The 15,972-nt window shown below is 40.8% G+C and carries 12 protein-coding genes; 10 read left to right on the top strand and 2 right to left on the bottom strand.

The annotated features are described in order from the left end of the window. Positions 1–37 precede the first annotated feature (37 nt). On the top strand, positions 38–727 hold the full coding sequence (locus tag HUS26_RS13605; RefSeq protein WP_254434204.1) for a DUF421 domain-containing protein: 690 nt from the start codon (positions 38–40) through the stop codon (positions 725–727). A 144-nt stretch (positions 728–871) separates the two neighbouring features. Then, positions 872–1,846 (top strand): cation diffusion facilitator family transporter, encoded by a 975-nt coding sequence (locus tag HUS26_RS13600; RefSeq protein ID WP_173917671.1) that lies wholly within the window; start codon positions 872–874, stop codon positions 1,844–1,846. Positions 1,847–2,139: 293 nt separating this feature from the next. On the opposite strand, the gene HUS26_RS13595 is transcribed toward HUS26_RS13600, so the two are convergent. After that, positions 2,140–3,312: an iron-containing alcohol dehydrogenase gene (locus HUS26_RS13595; RefSeq protein ID WP_173917670.1), complete on the bottom strand. Its 1,173-nt coding sequence runs from the start codon at positions 3,310–3,312 to the stop codon at positions 2,140–2,142. A 138-nt stretch (positions 3,313–3,450) separates the two neighbouring features. On the opposite strand from HUS26_RS13595, the gene HUS26_RS13590 reads away from it, so the two are divergent. Beyond that, positions 3,451–3,816, top strand: a complete 366-nt coding sequence (locus tag HUS26_RS13590) for a helix-turn-helix domain-containing protein (protein ID WP_173917669.1) — start codon at positions 3,451–3,453, stop codon at positions 3,814–3,816. A gap of 73 nt (positions 3,817–3,889) precedes the next feature. Here HUS26_RS13590 and HUS26_RS13585 read toward each other — a convergent pair whose 3' ends face one another. After that, positions 3,890–4,675 (bottom strand): SDR family NAD(P)-dependent oxidoreductase, encoded by a 786-nt coding sequence (locus HUS26_RS13585; RefSeq protein ID WP_173917668.1) that lies wholly within the window; start codon positions 4,673–4,675, stop codon positions 3,890–3,892. A gap of 154 nt (positions 4,676–4,829) precedes the next feature. On the opposite strand from HUS26_RS13585, the gene HUS26_RS13580 reads away from it, so the two are divergent. The 7 genes from HUS26_RS13580 (at position 4,830) to HUS26_RS13550 (ending at position 15,956) form a co-directional block, all read left to right on the top strand. Then, complete coding sequence (locus tag HUS26_RS13580; protein WP_173917667.1) at positions 4,830–7,223, top strand: McrB family protein; 2,394 nt, start codon at positions 4,830–4,832, stop codon at positions 7,221–7,223. A gap of 23 nt (positions 7,224–7,246) precedes the next feature. After that, complete coding sequence (locus HUS26_RS13575; protein ID WP_173917666.1) at positions 7,247–9,742, top strand: restriction endonuclease-like protein; 2,496 nt, start codon at positions 7,247–7,249, stop codon at positions 9,740–9,742. Between the two features lie 332 nt (positions 9,743–10,074). Further along, positions 10,075–11,628 (top strand): spore germination protein, encoded by a 1,554-nt coding sequence (locus HUS26_RS13570; protein WP_173917665.1) that lies wholly within the window; start codon positions 10,075–10,077, stop codon positions 11,626–11,628. After that, positions 11,625–12,824, top strand: a complete 1,200-nt coding sequence (locus HUS26_RS13565; protein ID WP_173917664.1) for a Ger(x)C family spore germination protein — start codon at positions 11,625–11,627, stop codon at positions 12,822–12,824. The genes HUS26_RS13570 and HUS26_RS13565 overlap by 4 nt, the downstream gene beginning before the upstream one ends. A gap of 10 nt (positions 12,825–12,834) precedes the next feature. After that, on the top strand, positions 12,835–13,068 hold the full coding sequence (locus HUS26_RS13560; RefSeq protein WP_173917663.1) for a hypothetical protein: 234 nt from the start codon (positions 12,835–12,837) through the stop codon (positions 13,066–13,068). Positions 13,069–13,126: 58 nt separating this feature from the next. Next, complete coding sequence (locus HUS26_RS13555) at positions 13,127–14,248, top strand: endospore germination permease (RefSeq protein WP_173917662.1); 1,122 nt, start codon at positions 13,127–13,129, stop codon at positions 14,246–14,248. A gap of 118 nt (positions 14,249–14,366) precedes the next feature. After that, on the top strand, positions 14,367–15,956 hold the full coding sequence (locus HUS26_RS13550) for a spore germination protein (protein ID WP_173917661.1): 1,590 nt from the start codon (positions 14,367–14,369) through the stop codon (positions 15,954–15,956). Positions 15,957–15,972: the final 16 nt, after the last annotated feature.

Here is a 15,972-nt window from a genome sequence, read left to right as displayed (position 1 = left end):
TGGATAGTTCCATTTACTTTTGGGGAACGTAATAAAAATGCCAAAAGTTGGAGCGGAGCGGACCATGATATTAGTGATCAAAGTACTATCGCTATACTTAGCAGCCATAGTCATCATGAGATTAATGGGGAAGTCGACAATTATTCAAATGACCCCTTATGATTTAGTAGCGATTATCATAACGGGCACAGTTGTATCTGAGCCATTAATCAGTACTGAATATATGCAAACCATTTACGTATTAGGAATCTTGATGGCCCTTCATATATTCTTCGGGAAGTTAACCTTATGGCAGTGGGGGAATGGATTCTTCTTAGGGAAGCCCACCATATTAATTAAAAACGGCGAGATCGTAGAGGATAACATTGAAAAATCAAGGTTATCGGTCGCCCAGCTTCTCTCCATTCTAAGAAGTAAAGGTTACCCTAAAATAAGCGATGTAGATTATGCCATGCTTGAACCGATCGGTGAAGTAAGTGTAATCCCTAAATCAGACAATTCACCTGTGACGGTGGGGAATTTAAATATTACGATTGATGATGAAGGGCTGCCCATTGCTGTGATTATTGATGGGAAGACCCAGTATAAAAACCTTAAACTTTTAGGTAAATCGGAAGAATGGTTAATCGAGCATCTTGATCAGCATGGTTTAAAAGAAAAAGATGTTCTTTATGCGTACGTGACGGATAAAACGAAGCGGTTAGAAATTAGTAAAAGAACAAAATAGAAAAAGCTCTCTTTGGCAATGGAGAGTTTTTTCTATGTTATGAGATCAAAATTGAGAGAAATCAGAAATTCATGATTTTTTCAATAGAACTATGGAAACCTAAGAGTAAACTATGGAGGTTCTTCGGAGTGAAAGGAGCAGCTGATGAAAGAGTTTCTAGGATTATTAAAAGAGGGGAATAAACCCGCCTTAACTGCGAGTATTATGAATGCCATTATCGCTATTATTAAGGGGATCGCTTTTTTTATAACAGGTAATGTGGCTATGTTTGCTGAAACGATGCACAGTATTGGTGATACGGCTAACCAGTTTTTTGTTTTTATTGGATCGGCTCTAAGCAAAAAAGCCCCAACGGATCGATTTCCAAATGGTTTTGCCCGTTTAGTCAATTTAGTTTTACTTGGGGCGGTTATCATTGTAGGGATTTTAGCTTACGAAACCATTAAAGAAGGAATCCATCATATTACCGCCCCCCCTGAATCGGGTTCCTGGTTTTGGCTGAACATCGGCGTATTAGGAGTCGCCGCCATATTGGAAGCTTATGTTTTGTATAAAGCGATGAAAGAAGTGGTCGTTGATATAGGGGAAGAACAAGTAAAAGGTTTTAATGTTGTGATGGTAAGCCTTAGAAATGTAAAGGGGGCGAAACCTGCAACAAAGCTCGTTTTTTTAGAAGATATGGTAGCTACTGTCGGGGCGTTAATCGCCATTTTATCCATCGTTATTGCCACCTATACACCGTTTCACGCTGCGGAGGGGTACGCTTCCGTAATTATAGGGATCATGCTGTTTTATGTTGTGGGGCGAATCTTTCTCGATAATGCTGCCGGTGTGTTAGGAGTGGCTGATGAACAAATGGAGGAGAAGATTGGGAAGTTTGTCTTTGAAAATAAACATGTAAAAGATATTCAAAAACTTATGGTCATTAAAGAAGGTGAAGAGCTGCATGTGGAATTAAAGGTTGAATTTGATGCAGATATGTCCATAGCAGCGGCCGCCGGTATTTTAAAAAGTATAGAGAGTAAGATTTTAAAAGAACGCGGGGTCACTGAAGTCATCATAGAGTCCGATAAGGATGATGAAATATTAAGCTGGAGACCAACAGAACCTGAGGTTTAATTCTGACTGTGCCTTTCCTATCCTGAATTTTATAAATGACCACAGATCGGTAAAGCAAAAAACCGGAGCTTGAGGGAATTCCCTAAGCTCCGGTTTTATCTTTGTCCAGGAAATTATAAAATTCCAGGCTGTGGATATATATTTAAAAGAGCGACATCCATTTCCAGCGCCCAGACACTCGCGTCATAAGCAATCCGGGCTGCGGAAGGGAAGGCCACCACCTTCCTCCGGCCGTTTTGCTTATGCGTTTCGTGTCTACCAGGGCGCTTTTAGCCTTTGTTCTAACTTTGTATTTAAGCTTTCACTAATGCTTCCTTACCGTAGAAAGCAGCTTTGTAAAGTTCTTTCATCTGCTCTACAGACGTTTCACGCGGGTTGGTACCGGTGCATGGATCTTCCATTGCGTTTTTAGCCATTGTGTCTAGGTGCTTGTTGAAATCTTCTTCAGATACGCCAAAGTCCTGCAGGGTAGTGGCAAGACCAAGGTCTTTGTTTAATTGGTAGATATACTCTACAAGAGCATCCGTTAATTCAGCATCTGTATTTCCTTCAAGCCCAAGTCGACGGGCAATTTCAGCAAAGCGGTCTTCAACAACAGCTCGGTTGAATTGAATCACATACGGCAGGTAAATGGCATTGGCATACCCGTGCGGAATGTCGAAGTTCGGACCGCTTTTATGGGCCAGGCTGTGGACGTTTCCAAGCACTGCGTTTGCAAATGCCATGCCAGCCATAGCTTGAATGCTGTGCATCTGCTTGGCTGCTTCTTGGTCGCCTTGATAGGAAGCAAGCAAGTTATTTTTGATCACTTCTGCAGCGCCAAGAGAAAGGATATCCGTATATAAGGTACGCGGTTTGGCCACATACGCCTCGATCGTGTGGGTGAAGGCGTCCATGCCAGTGTAAGCCGCAATGTGCTTTGGCAGGCTTTCGATCATGACAGGATCAATAATCGCGATATCTGGCGTTAACTCAAAATCAGCCAGAGGGTATTTAATATTAGTCTTTTCATCTGCAACTACAGAAAGGTTGGAAACTTCAGAACCGCTTCCGCTTGTAGTCGGAATGCCGGCAAATTTTGCTTTTGTGCGAAGGCGCGGAAGTTCAAAAGGCTTCGTAGCGTCCTCAAATGATAGTTCTGGATATTCGTAAAAGAGCCAGATCGCTTTAGCAGCGTCCATTGCGGACCCGCCTCCGATACCAATAATCCAATCAGGCTGGAACGATTCTAGATCTTTCGCTCCTTCTTTTACCATTTTAGCAGTAGGCTCCGTATTATAGCCCTCCAGAACCTCTGTTTCTATATTGGCAGCAGCCAAATGTTCCTGAATGCGTGTGAGGTTTCCGTTTCTTTTAACAGAACCTCCCCCAATCACAAGTGCAGCCTTTTTCCCTTCAAATGACCTTAGCACTTCTAGGGCGTTGTCTTCGAAATAAATATCTCGTGGGATCGTAAAACGACTCATAGTAATAAAAGCCTCCTTGTAATATGGTTACAGTTTCCATTGTATAGCTTATAGTAGTATGATGATAGTACGCACTTTTAAATCACGTAGTATCCGTAATGATACTATAAGGTTGATTTACTATTGGAGGGAAGCAAAATGACTAGAGCATCAGAGCAAGAATTCAACTGTGAAAAAGAACTCACATTGTCTTTAATCGGAGGCAAATGGAAAATGATCCTCCTTTGGCATTTAGGAAAAGAAGGGACTAAACGCTTTGGTGAACTAAAAAGAATGCTGCCTAACATTACACAAAAAATGCTAACCAAACAGCTACGTGAATTGGAAGAGGACCAGCTCATTCACCGGGAAGTCTATCCAGTTGTCCCGCCGAAAGTCGAATATTCTCTAACCGAACACGGGGAAACGTTAATCCCGATTTTAGAATCCATGTACGAGTGGGGCCGAACATACATGGAAACTGTCGGGAAAGAGAAAGACGATGTAAATTATTCAATTTTGTAGAAGCTGCGAATATAAGGAACTCCCTCATTGTTCAGATCATTGAGGGGGTTTTTCTAGTAATACAGGAGGTTGATTATAGCAGGGATGCCGCCCCATCAATATACAACTCAGTCCCAGAAATATGTCGCGATGCATCAGACCCCAAAAATACGATCAAATCTGCCACTTCTTCTGGGTGTCCAGGACGATTTTGCAAGGGCTGGTTTCCTTCAGGATGTTCAACTGGAATTTCAATTTTCTCCAAGTTGTCCTCTTCAGGATGAGTATTTTTATCGATGTTCGTTTCAATTGCTCCAGGGCAGATGACATTGACACGTATGTGATATTTAGATAATTCGAGTGCCGCCATTTTCCCAAAAGCCATTTGTCCGGCTTTTGAGGAGCTGTAAGCCGAAAATCCAAAGTTAGAGAAAACACGATTCCCATTAACAGAGCTAGTGATAATGATGCTTCCGCCATCCTTTTTCATATGGGGAATCGCATGTTTTACTGTTAAGAAAGTGCTTTTTAAATTCGTTTCTAATGTCTGGTTCCACTCCTCAACAGCCATGTCTTCAATGGGAGTGATTTTGCCGTTAATGCCTGCATTGGCGAAGATAATGTCTATTCTGCCGTAGCTGTCTATGAGCTGCTTATAGCATTTCTCTATATCTTCTTCTTTAGAAACATCGGTTTCTATAATAAGCGCTTCTCCGCCTGCTGCTTGAATCTCTTCTTTTGTTTCCTGTGCATCTTTTTCTTTAATATCGGCGAGAGCGACTTTTGCTCCCTCTTTGGCAAGCTGAATAGCAGATGCTTTTCCCATTCCTGAGCCTCCACCTGTTACTAATGCTACTTTTCCTTTTAATTTTTGAGACATAACTATCCATCTCCTTATCACTTGGTAAATGTTAGTTGGTTTATACCCTAGTCTATGAAAATGTAACTTATAATTTAGCGGCTTCTTCTTTATTGAGTTAATGACTAGTATTTGAAATAATTGATATCAAGGAAAGAGTGTAGGAGGGGATGGCGTGCTTAAAAGGTTTGTTTTTGACTTTGCTAAACAACTAGACACAATTACTACACTTCAACAAAAAGCTGTAAATAAAATTGTGTCTGCCAACGAAGAAGGAATAAATGTTGAAACGGAAGCTTCTAGAAGTAAGTTTCAGAATGGCATGACCAACGATCCTTCTGTTCTTATAAAAAAAGAATGGTTCGACCGATCATTAGAAATTCTACAAGAGAAGAGAACGTGTGCTTATGGAGATTTTACTGAATTAGGAATGCGACACTCTTTTTTTCTGGGTTTCTTAGCAAACCTTCCCTTTGTGGAATCAAAGGAAAATAAAGTTTCTATAAAACAATTCGATACGTTAGATTTACCCGAAAGCACTTTAGAGCAGGTATTGAGTCTACTTAGAGATCTTGTAGATGAAAAATATACGGCTTCAACTATTACGCAAGCTTTTAAAGAAGATAGTGTTCGGAGATTAAAATCTCGAGCAAGACAAAGCTTAAGACTTCTCGGTTATTTGGATAATGAATATAACCTTATCGAAAATGATACTTCTCTTCCTAAGCTTAGGAAGAGGATCTTAAGTACCCCTTATGTACATATGGTTTATGACATGCTTACGCATATGCGAGATTATAGCATAAAGGAAAAACAGGAAGTCTTATATGAAGTGGCCTATTTAACAGTGGTTAGTTCGAAGGATGGGACCCGCATTAAGCAGTCGGTCGCAGAGTATAGAACAAAAAATATTATCCAATGGCTAAAATTTGCTCGAATAATCGACGAGGATTGGAATGTGATTCATATGGAATCTACGAAAGAGGATAGACAATACTGGTGGGTAAATCAGGGACAGACAAAGAAAGGTGAAAAAGAAGGTGGGTTTTTATGGGCGCCTAAAGCTAACAAAAATGGGAGACCATTAGCTCATCACACTGATCTATTAATAGCTAATCTTGGAGATATAGTCTTTGCGTATTCTCAAGGAACGATTCATTCCATTTGTGAAGTGATAGAGCCTGCTGTAACAAGTCAAAAGCCATTTGGGAATGATAGTTGGCAAGAAGAGGGCAATTTATTAAAGGTGAAATATCATGAGATGAATCCAGGGATAGATAAGAGTGAGATTCCACTAGAATGGCGTGAAGAAGAAACGGGTCCTTTTGACCGCAACGGTGATGTCAAACAAGGGTATTTTTATACTGTCTCTGATTCGTTTGTTCTGAAGTTAGTTAATCAATTTAAAGAGCTTTTACCAAAAGCCATTAAAGAGAAAATAACGATCGAAAATAAAACACCTATTGAGGATTTCGATCATTTCGACTCAGATTCTGAACTGCTTAGTCATATCTATCATTATATTAAATCTGAAGGCCTTTACTATAAAGAAGAAGAGATAAAAAGCTTGTACTTGTCATTAAAGACGAAGCCTTTTGTTATTCTATCAGGGATCTCAGGAACTGGTAAAACGAAGATCGTTGAGAAGTTTGCCGCTAGTCTAGGGGCCACAGAGGAAAACGGAAGGTTCTCGCTTATTCCTGTACGACCGGACTGGAGTGATGGGTCAGACTTAATAGGTTTTGAAGATATAAAAGGGGAATTTAAGCCTGGTCCTTTAACTGAAGTTCTTATAGATGCTGAGTTAAACCTCTATAAACCTTATTTCGTTTTATTAGATGAGATGAATCTAGCTAGAGTTGAATATTATTTTAGCGACCTTTTAAGCGTAATGGAGAGTCGTAAAAAAATAAACGGGAAAATCGTAACGTCTGAAATTCCAACTCCTGAATCCTATAATCATCAAGTTATTATTCCTGAAAATGTGTATATTATAGGAACTGTTAATATGGACGAAACCACACATCCTTTTAGCTCAAAGGTGTTAGATCGTGCGAATACGATGGAATTTAATGATGTAGCTTTAGATTTCTTTCCTGATTTCATTAAAGAGGCAGAGGTTGCCTCAGCGAAGGTAGATAATAATTCTATAAAACCACAATTTATCACTCTGAAGGATGCATTTCCTACTCATGAAAAATTAATTCGACAAACAACTGAGCAGCTCATTCAAGTAAATGAGATTCTAAAAAAGAATAGTGCCCATTTTGGTTATCGTATTCGTGATGAGATATGCTACTACATGATTTATAATCAGCAATCCGATCTTATGGAGCCGAAGGATGCTTTTGATCGACAACTGCTCCAGAAGGTTTTGCCTAAACTAAATGGAAGTGATGCTCAAACAGCGAATATGATTGAAGAGTTATTTCATTTTTGTACAGGCCAAGACTTAAACTATGCCGGGGCGAGCATTCAAGATGCACGTTATCCTTTGTCAGCTCAGAAGCTTGAGACGATGTATAGAAACCAGCAACAAAATGGATTCACATCATTCTGGCTGGGATGATTGTATAGAAAGGGGGCGGTAGGATGTCTAATGCTAACGATATAAAATTATTAGTTATGGAACATGAAGAATTTTCTCTTCATATCAAAGGGAAACCATTCAATCGTCGTTTTGAAAGCTTGAAGCAATATAAAGAGAAAACGAAGCTTGATCAACAATCCATGCTTTTAAAAGTCGACGGACTAGATAAAGCAAATATTCAAGTGTTTCATCCTATTAAGGAAAGGTTAGTAAACCTTCCGGCAGATGACTTACCGCCAATCTTTTTTGAAAATGAGATCTATCAAATCGTGGTGATCTCTAAAACGGATAAAGAGTTATTCTTTTATCATGAACACCCGCTGATTCGTAAGTCTGTAAGTAAAGAAACAGTCGGTAATTTAAGTTTTTTGATGGGACAGCTTCAGTTTATGAATGAGGTGGGCTTAACTGAGTTTGAAATACATGACAAAAATCACACACTTGCTCATATTACGATTGAGCTTTTTCCTACTAAGCTCGATTACAAGGAGGACTATCAGAGCTTATTAGATGAAATAAGTGAGGAAATTTATAATTTGGTGTTTCATTTTATGAAAAAGACGTTTCTTGGGGCATCGAAAATTTCCTCAAAGGAACCATCCATTGTTGAATTTTATCGGTTGCTAACTCATTATTATCATCGTTTTATTCAAGCTGTACAGCAAATAGAAAGACAGCCTCATCATAACTTAGTTACGGAATACCGTTCGGTTCGAGGGGATCAATTAAAGAGAATGGATAATGTATCGAGGCGTTACTTGCGGAAGCGTCCACATCTTTTTAAGGAAACCGCTCAAGGAATAGAGATCGGCAATAGTACGAAGATGCCCGAAAAAGGACTAAATGCTAAGAAGAGTCTCTCCTACGATACGTTAGAGAATAGATTCGTAAAGTTCATGGTTTATCGCCTTCAAGAAAAGGTTCAAGATTTAATCCTAAAATTAGAGAAGTATTCTAGAAATAACCCAGATGCCGACACTAAAGTTTTGGAGCAGTCAATAAAGATGGACCTAGAATTAAAAGCTATTGTTCAACGTTCCTTTTGGAGGCAAATTAGTAAGTTAGATCGTTCAGTATTAAGCTTAGTGATACAAATGAAGCAAGGCTATCGTGATGCTTACATGATTTATCTCATCCTTTCTCAAGGACTCACCCTACAAGGCGAGATTTTTAAAATGTCCGTAAAGGATGTCGCCACACTATATGAATACTGGACTTATTTAAAAATGGGGCAGATCCTACATAAAAAATATATCGCTATAGATCAGGATATTATCAAAATTAAACAAAAGGGCCTTTTTGTAGATCTTGATCAAAGCAAAACGGCTAAGAGAACATTTAAACATTCAAGTACTGATGAATTGATTACTCTAAGCTTCCAGGAGAGACATCAAGATCCCCCAACGGTTCGGCAAAAGTCAGACATTATGCTAACCATCCAGAAAAAAGGACACTCTTACGATTATCAATACATTTTTGACGCTAAGTATCGGATTGACTTTGGCCCTCCTCGTACTCAACAACTAACACCTGGACCGATGGAAGCGGATATCAATACGATGCACCGCTATCGAGATGCCTGGGTATATAAGAATGATGGTCCATATGAACGCCACGCTTTTGGCGCTTACGTGTTATTTCCTTGGATGGACGAAGACAACTATGACAACCATCATTTTTATAAAAGCATTAATGAAGTAAATATCGGAGGTTTCCCTTTTCTGCCTAATACCACAAGACTCGTTGAGCAGTTTGTGGAGCGTTTAGTGGAAAGCAGTCCTGAGGATTTACAGCATCAAGGAATTTTACCTAAAGGAGCGATTGAGCACTGGGAATCTTCATTAGAAGAGAAGGTTTTAGTTGGGGTAGTTAAGGACGCTAGACGTCTAGCTATTCATAAGCAAGAATGTTTTTATCATATTCCTGTAAAACAATTATCGCAAGGTTGGCAGGAAGCGAAGTATATCGCTCTTTATATTAAACAAACTGAAGCAAAAGAATCCAATGAACCCAATGGAATCACTTATTATGGGGAAATATCCAATGCTGAAATCGTAAAGAGGTCGAGTATTACGGAGGTTCCTAGTCAATCAAATCAATGGTATGTAAAGTTCCATGTTGATTATTGGAGAAATCTCGAAGAAACCATTCGGCCTGTTGGGTATGGTATAAGAGTTTATGCCATTACGACCATGAATATTTTAAAGAACGCTAAGGATCTTCCAGAGTTGTTTATGAAATCAAAAGACGAATTAAAACTATGGAGGTTCTTAAGAAGGTACACGAAGAGAGTAAGAACAGAGTTAGACAGTACTTATTTAGATACTTCCACAGGGATAACATCATTTATCGTGGGAGACTGTAAGATAAAAATTGATAAGCCATACGATAGGTTGATCATAAGCAACAAAGAGGGTTATGAAGTGAGTGATTCTTTAACAGAATTTACTCATAACCCAGTTATGGTGTTTAAAAAACTTCAGAAATTATTGATATGAGATAACAAAAAAAGCCTGTCCCTCGCCAGTTTGGCAAGAGGGCGGGCTTTTTTATAATCTTTGCTCTGTAGAATGGTGGTCTGGTGGGTCAGGAAGTTCGCGACACTCCTGCGGAAAAACGTGCGGGCAAGATCCCATAGCGAGGAACGAGAAGGAGACTTGACCTTTCGTCCGCGAAAAGGGAGTGAATTTCCTACCTTCCATAATTAATCAAACAAAAAATTAATTCTCGGAGTTTCTTTTCAGAAATTGTCCATTACGTCCAAGAATTCATAACTTATCCATTTACTGTACATGCTAAGAAGCAAAGCACTATTCAAAGGGGCATGAACATGAAGCGCAGAAAGAAACAACAATCTCAGGAAGTTACGGCCAAAGTCGATGAGAGTCTTGCCAAGCCGCTCTTTAAGGATCTGGAGGATAACCTTACATTCCTTGAGGAAACGCTAGGTAAGAGCTCAGACCTTGTAGTGCGCCGGTTTACTTTGGACAAAAGCAAGAGCTGTGCAGTTATTTACATCGATGGCATGGTGGATAAAAATACGGTGCAGCATTTTATTATGGATGCGTTACTTCTGGAAGCCCCTAAATCAGGACTTTCTTTTCGACATGTCTATGAGACGCTTAAGGATTCTGCGCTTCCGATTGGGGAACTTACGGAAACCTCACAGTTTGATGATTTACTGCTGAAGCTTTTGTCTGGTGAAACGATTGTTCTGCTGGATCATGAGAAGAAGGGGTTTGCTGCCAGTACGAAGGGGTGGGTGAACCGGGGAGTTCAGGAGAACACGTCAGAGGGTGTTATCCGCGGGCCGAAAGAGGCGTTTACGGAGACACTGCGGATCAACACTTCCATGCTCCGCAGGAAAATTAGAGACCCTAACCTCAGAATGGATGCGAAAAGAATCGGCCGGATGACGAAGACGGATACCGTCGTTGTTTATATTAAGGATACAGCGGATCAGAGCATTGTCGATGAAGTACATGCAAGACTTGATAAGATTGACATCGATGGGGTGCTTGAGAGCGGATATATCGAGGAATACATTGAAGATAGTCCCTACTCTCCTTTTCCCAGGGTTTACTATTCAGAACGTCCGGATTCGATTGCTGCAGGCCTTCTTGAAGGAAGAGTAGCAATTATAACGGATGGGACGCCGAATGTGCTTCTTGTTCCGGCTTTATTCGTTAATTTCATGCAGTCGAGTGAAGATTACTACCAGCGTTTTGACATTGGAACAATTATCAGGATGCTGCGGTTGTTTTCGTTTATTGTGGCCTTATTTTTGCCTGCTTTATATATCGCGGTTTCTACGTTCCACCAGGAAATGATTCCTGCCCCGCTGCTTATCAACTTAGCGGCCCAGCGGGAAGGGGTGCCTTTTCCGGCGTTTGCCGAAGCGGTATTGATGGAGATTACCTTTGAAGTACTGAGGGAAGCCGGGGTAAGGCTTCCGAGACCTGTAGGTTCGGCGGTTTCTATCGTTGGTGCGCTCGTACTGGGTGAAGCAGCGGTACAAGCGGGATTAGTGTCTCCTGCAATGGTTATCGTTGTTGCGATGACAGCCATCAGCAGCTTCGTCATTCCTTCCTATAACATGGCGATTTCGATCAGGATGCTTCGCTTTCTGCTGATGATTTTAGCAGCGACCTTCGGCTTATATGGAATCATTCTAGGTATGATTTCGATCGTGCTTCATCTATGCAGCCTGAAGTCGTTTGGGGTTCCCTATATGTCACCATTTGCACCGCTTGTTGCTAAGGATCAGAAGGATGTACTTGTACGTTTTCCACACTGGAGATTATTTTCGAGGCCTCAAACTACAGCTCATAGTAATCAGTCAAGAGCAAGCGGGCCGGCGCAGGGTAAGGGGGGCTCACAATGAAAAAGAAGTTAACCTCTGTTTTTCTTGTGTTGACTGCGTGTCTTGTCTTTCTAAGCGGATGCTGGGACAGCAGAGAGATGGATGATCTCGGAATCGGCGTGGCGTTAGGGATTGATAAAACGGAGGAGGGCAAATATGTCGTTTATGTTCAGCTGATCAACCCTTCTGAAATTGCGACAGAAGCTCCTTCCACCCGGCCTCCCGTATCTCTGTACAAAGAAGAAGGTGACACGCTGTTTGAGGCTTTAAGAAAAATGACTACGACGTCTCCCCGAAGAGTTTATTTGTCTCAGCTGCGTTTAGTTGTCCTTAGTTCAGCTCTTGCTGAAGAAGGAATTCTTTCAACTTTGGATTTTCTCTACAGGGATCATAATATGCGCACTAGTTTTTTTCTTACGGTGGCTAAAGATTCAAATGTTGAAGACATCCTCAGTGTCATTACGGCCTATGAAAAAATACCTGCCAATAAAGTGATGGACACTCTTAAGAATGCAGAAGAAAGCTGGGCAGCTACACACGGAGTTAATATTGATGATGTCATTTCTGACATACACAGTAAAGGAATCCATCCGGTGATGACCGGAGTGACGATGAAAGGGAGTGAAGAAATCGGCAATAATATCAGCAATGTAGAAAATATAGATTCCCCCACCAGACTCGAAGTCGATAACCTTGCTATTTTTAAAGGGGATCGATTAATTGGCTGGCTGAATGAGGATGAAAGCAAGGGCTATAATGATATTGCTGGAAACGTAAAAGGTACGATCGTTAATCTTCCATGTGAAGAAGGCGAAGGAAAGGTAGCCATTGAGATTATAAGGACACAAGCAGCCATCGAGTCGGAAATGAATAATGAGAAACCTGCTATTATAGTTTCCCTGGAAGCTGAAGCGAATGTAGGGGAAGTTCAATGCGATATAGACCTGAGTAAAATAAAAACTATTAAGAAATTAGACGAACAGCTTGAAAAGACGCTGAAAGATCGGATGGAATTGGCGATTGATAGTGCCCAGGAGAAATATAAGAGTGATATTTTCGGATTTGGAAATTCCATTCACCGGCAGCATCCAAAGTATTGGAAAAAGGTCGAAAAAAGCTGGGATGAACATTTCCCAGAGCTCGATGTCAAAGTTGATGTGTCTACGGATATTCGAAGAAAGGGCACAACCGCACAGCCTGCAATAAAAGAAGGGTAGATGAGAGAGTATGTGGCCGATCATGGCGATTGTCTTTACAGCGGCAGGTATCTTTTTTATAGAAGTACCTAAACTTAAGCGCGAAAAGAAAAAGAAAGATATCGTTTATTTTTGTATACTGCTGGCTGCAGCGACTACGGTCAGCATCCTAGAAGCAATAGGAACAAATCTTCCAAACCCTGCTGACCTCATTCAGTGGTACTATGCTCCGGTCAATGCATGGCTGGATAAGATATTCAATTAGTGAGAGGAGCTGTGTTTACTGCAGGATCCTTCCCGATTAAAAGAGAGGGGGATTTACGATGGATAACAAGACCATCAGCCCGCGGCAGTTTATGTACCTGGTCATATTATTTTTAATAGGGAGTTCCATCATCATTATCCCTACTCCTTTAGCAGCAAAAGCGGGACAAGATGCCTGGATCGCCTCATTGCTTGGGTTGGGGGTTGGATTTTTATTAGTACTTCTCTATCACAAGATTGGGATAACCCTTGAGAACCAAACGTTTGTGGAGGCCGCAATAGATGTATACGGAAAGTGGATTGGACGAATCATTTGTGTTTTTCATCTGGCCTTTATTTATTTACTGGCCTCTTTGGTTTTAAGGAATATTGGTGATTTCATGACCACACAGATCATGATCCAGACCCCGCTGCAATTCACTCACATCTTATTTTTACTCGTTGTGATTTGGGGAGCGCGTATGGGAATTGAAGTAATGGGGAGATCTGCGGAGATTTTCATTACTTGGACGTTCCTGCTGCTGGTATTTATGTTCGCTGCGCTGACCCCTCAAATTGAATTGCAAAATCTTCAGCCAATGTTTGACAGTGGAGCAAAATCGATTACAGGCGCTTCTTTTATTTTCTTAAATACGCCGGTTCTTGAAATGGTCGTATTTCTTATGATTTTTCCTCAGGTGAAGGAAAAAGAGAAAGCCAAAACTGCCTGGTTTCTCGCCTTGCTGATTGGCGGAGGCTTGCTGGTCATGATCACATTGTTCAGCATTCTCGTTTTGGGAAGCGATCTGGCAGCGTTGAATGCGTATCCGAGTTATGAACTGGCCAGCAAGATAAATATTGCCGGCTTCTTAGAAGGGATTGAAATTATTGTTGCAATCGTTTGGATGCTGACGATTTTTTTTAAGCTGATCATCCTTTATTACGCATCAGCTGTAGGAACTGCTCAGTTCTTAAATATCGATGATTATCGTCCGCTGCTATTGCCGCTCGGTATGGGGATGGTTGTGTTATCTATCGTTGTTTATCCAGATGTGGCGTATTTTGAAACTTTTGTAATAAATGTATTTCCGTATAAAGTTATGCACGGGCTGATATTTCCGCTATTACTATTAATCGGGGTCCTGGTTAAGAAGAGAGTGAAGGATAATAAAAAAGCAGAGTCCAGTGGGAGTGGAGGCTGATGAATTTGACAGGTTTAATCCCCTTAACAGAACCTTTTCCTTATCCCTTACCAGTACGTTTAAAAATAAATCCTACTGTGCATTATAAAACCATAAGTCTCTTAATGAGGAATGGCTAATGAAGAAATGGAACAGCTCTAAGAATCAGCTAAAGAAACAGACTGAAAAAGAGAGAAATTCGACATCAGAGACAGAAAACATTCTTGATGTAAATTTACAAGTGAACTTAAGTAAATTGAAGAAGGACCTGGGAGACAGCAGTGATTTAGTGATTCGTCCATTCGATATGTTTGAAGAATCATCCATCGATACGGCTGTTGTTTATATGAGTGGGTTAGTGAACAGGAAAAGCGTCAACGAATTTGTTTCAAAAACTTTAAAAGTTAACCCTTCATCTGAGGGGAGTCCTTTGGGGCCTGCTCTTTTTGAATTTATTAAAAAACAAGCACATTCAATTGAAAAGACCAAGTTTGTTACTGAATGGAATGAAATACTATTAGCGGTTTTGTCTGGCCAAACGGTCATCCTTGTTGACGGTTATTGTGAAGCGGTTATCGGAGACACCAAGGGCGGGGAAACCCGCGGAATCTCCGAACCTAAGACCCAACTCGTTGTTCGCGGCCCAAACGTTGGGTTTACAGAATCAATTGGTACTAATGCAGCATTGATTCGACGCTATCTTAAAACCCCTAATTTACGGTTAGAAACGATGCAGATTGGAAGCGTGAGCAAAACAGACGTTGCTGTCATGTATATTAAAGGAATAGCAAATGAGAAAGTCTGTCGTGAAATAAAAAAACGTTTGAACAAGATTGAAGTCGCGGATATTCTCGAATCTGGATATATTGAACAATACATTCAGGATGAGCCCTTTACGCTATTTCCAACTATTTTTAATACAGAACGTCCGGACGCCGTGGTAGGCAATTTACTTGAAGGCAGGATTGCGATCATCGTGGATGGGACACCTTTTGTTTTAGTGGCCCCGGCTTTATTTATTCAGTTTTTTCAATCCCCTGGTGATTATTATCAAAACTTTTTTATGGGATCTTTTTTACGGTTGTTAAGACTGATCTGCTTTACGATTTCTTTACTTACGCCTTCCCTTTATATTGCCTTAACGACCTTTCATCCTCAGATGATTCCGACGGCTCTATTAATTAGTCTTGCTGCTCAGCAGGAGGGTGTGCCTTTTCCGCTTTTTTTCGAAGTGTTGATTATGGAGTTTACGTTTGAAATTATACGAGAGGCTGCGCTCCGTATGCCCCGTGTGGTAGGGCAGACTGTATCTATTGTCGGTGCCCTTGTTCTTGGTCAGGCGGCTGTACAAGCGGGGATTGTTTCAGCAACAACAATTATTGTGGTCGCATTTACAGGGATTGCGAGCTTTGCGGTCCCTAATTACAATATTACGGTTGCCCCAAGGCTATTACGTTTTTTATTAATGATCCTGGCTGTAAGTTTTGGTTTTTATGGGGTTTTTATGGGATTGTTTATTCTCATTGCCTACCTGAGCAGTCTGCGTTCATTTGGAATTCCCTATTTAAGTCCTTTTGCACCGGTTGTTTGGGCGGATATCAAGGATTCTATCATCCGCCAGCCTTTATGGTCTTTAATAAATCGCCCAAGGCTGATCAGCCAGCAAAATAGTAAACGGCAGGATCAGGGTCAAAAACCAACCCCTCCGCCGAATGACAATCTGTATTAAAGAAGAGAAAGGTGAT

Origin of the sequence: Halobacillus sp. Marseille-Q1614 (genome assembly GCF_902809865.1) — a bacterium.
Lineage (GTDB): Bacteria > Bacillota > Bacilli > Bacillales > Halobacillaceae > Halobacillus_A.
Note: the sequence above shows the minus strand (reverse complement) of the source record. Positions and strands in the feature narration are given on the sequence as shown.

What these genes read in the sequence shown, in the direction of transcription:
- HUS26_RS13605 (WP_254434204.1), top strand. Translation starts at nt 38, where the DNA reads ATGCCAAAAGTTGGAGCGGAGCGGACCATGATATTAGTGATCAAAGTA.
- HUS26_RS13600 (WP_173917671.1), top strand. Translation starts at nt 872, where the DNA reads ATGAAAGAGTTTCTAGGATTATTAAAAGAGGGGAATAAACCCGCCTTA.
- HUS26_RS13595 (WP_173917670.1), bottom strand. Translation starts at nt 3,312, where the DNA reads ATGAGTCGTTTTACGATCCCACGAGATATTTATTTCGAAGACAACGCC.
- HUS26_RS13590 (WP_173917669.1), top strand. Translation starts at nt 3,451, where the DNA reads ATGACTAGAGCATCAGAGCAAGAATTCAACTGTGAAAAAGAACTCACA.
- HUS26_RS13585 (WP_173917668.1), bottom strand. Translation starts at nt 4,675, where the DNA reads ATGTCTCAAAAATTAAAAGGAAAAGTAGCATTAGTAACAGGTGGAGGC.
- HUS26_RS13575 (WP_173917666.1), top strand. Translation starts at nt 7,247, where the DNA reads ATGTCTAATGCTAACGATATAAAATTATTAGTTATGGAACATGAAGAA.
- HUS26_RS13570 (WP_173917665.1), top strand. Translation starts at nt 10,075, where the DNA reads ATGAAGCGCAGAAAGAAACAACAATCTCAGGAAGTTACGGCCAAAGTC.
- HUS26_RS13565 (WP_173917664.1), top strand. Translation starts at nt 11,625, where the DNA reads ATGAAAAAGAAGTTAACCTCTGTTTTTCTTGTGTTGACTGCGTGTCTT.
- HUS26_RS13560 (WP_173917663.1), top strand. Translation starts at nt 12,835, where the DNA reads ATGTGGCCGATCATGGCGATTGTCTTTACAGCGGCAGGTATCTTTTTT.
- HUS26_RS13555 (WP_173917662.1), top strand. Translation starts at nt 13,127, where the DNA reads ATGGATAACAAGACCATCAGCCCGCGGCAGTTTATGTACCTGGTCATA.
- HUS26_RS13550 (WP_173917661.1), top strand. Translation starts at nt 14,367, where the DNA reads ATGAAGAAATGGAACAGCTCTAAGAATCAGCTAAAGAAACAGACTGAA.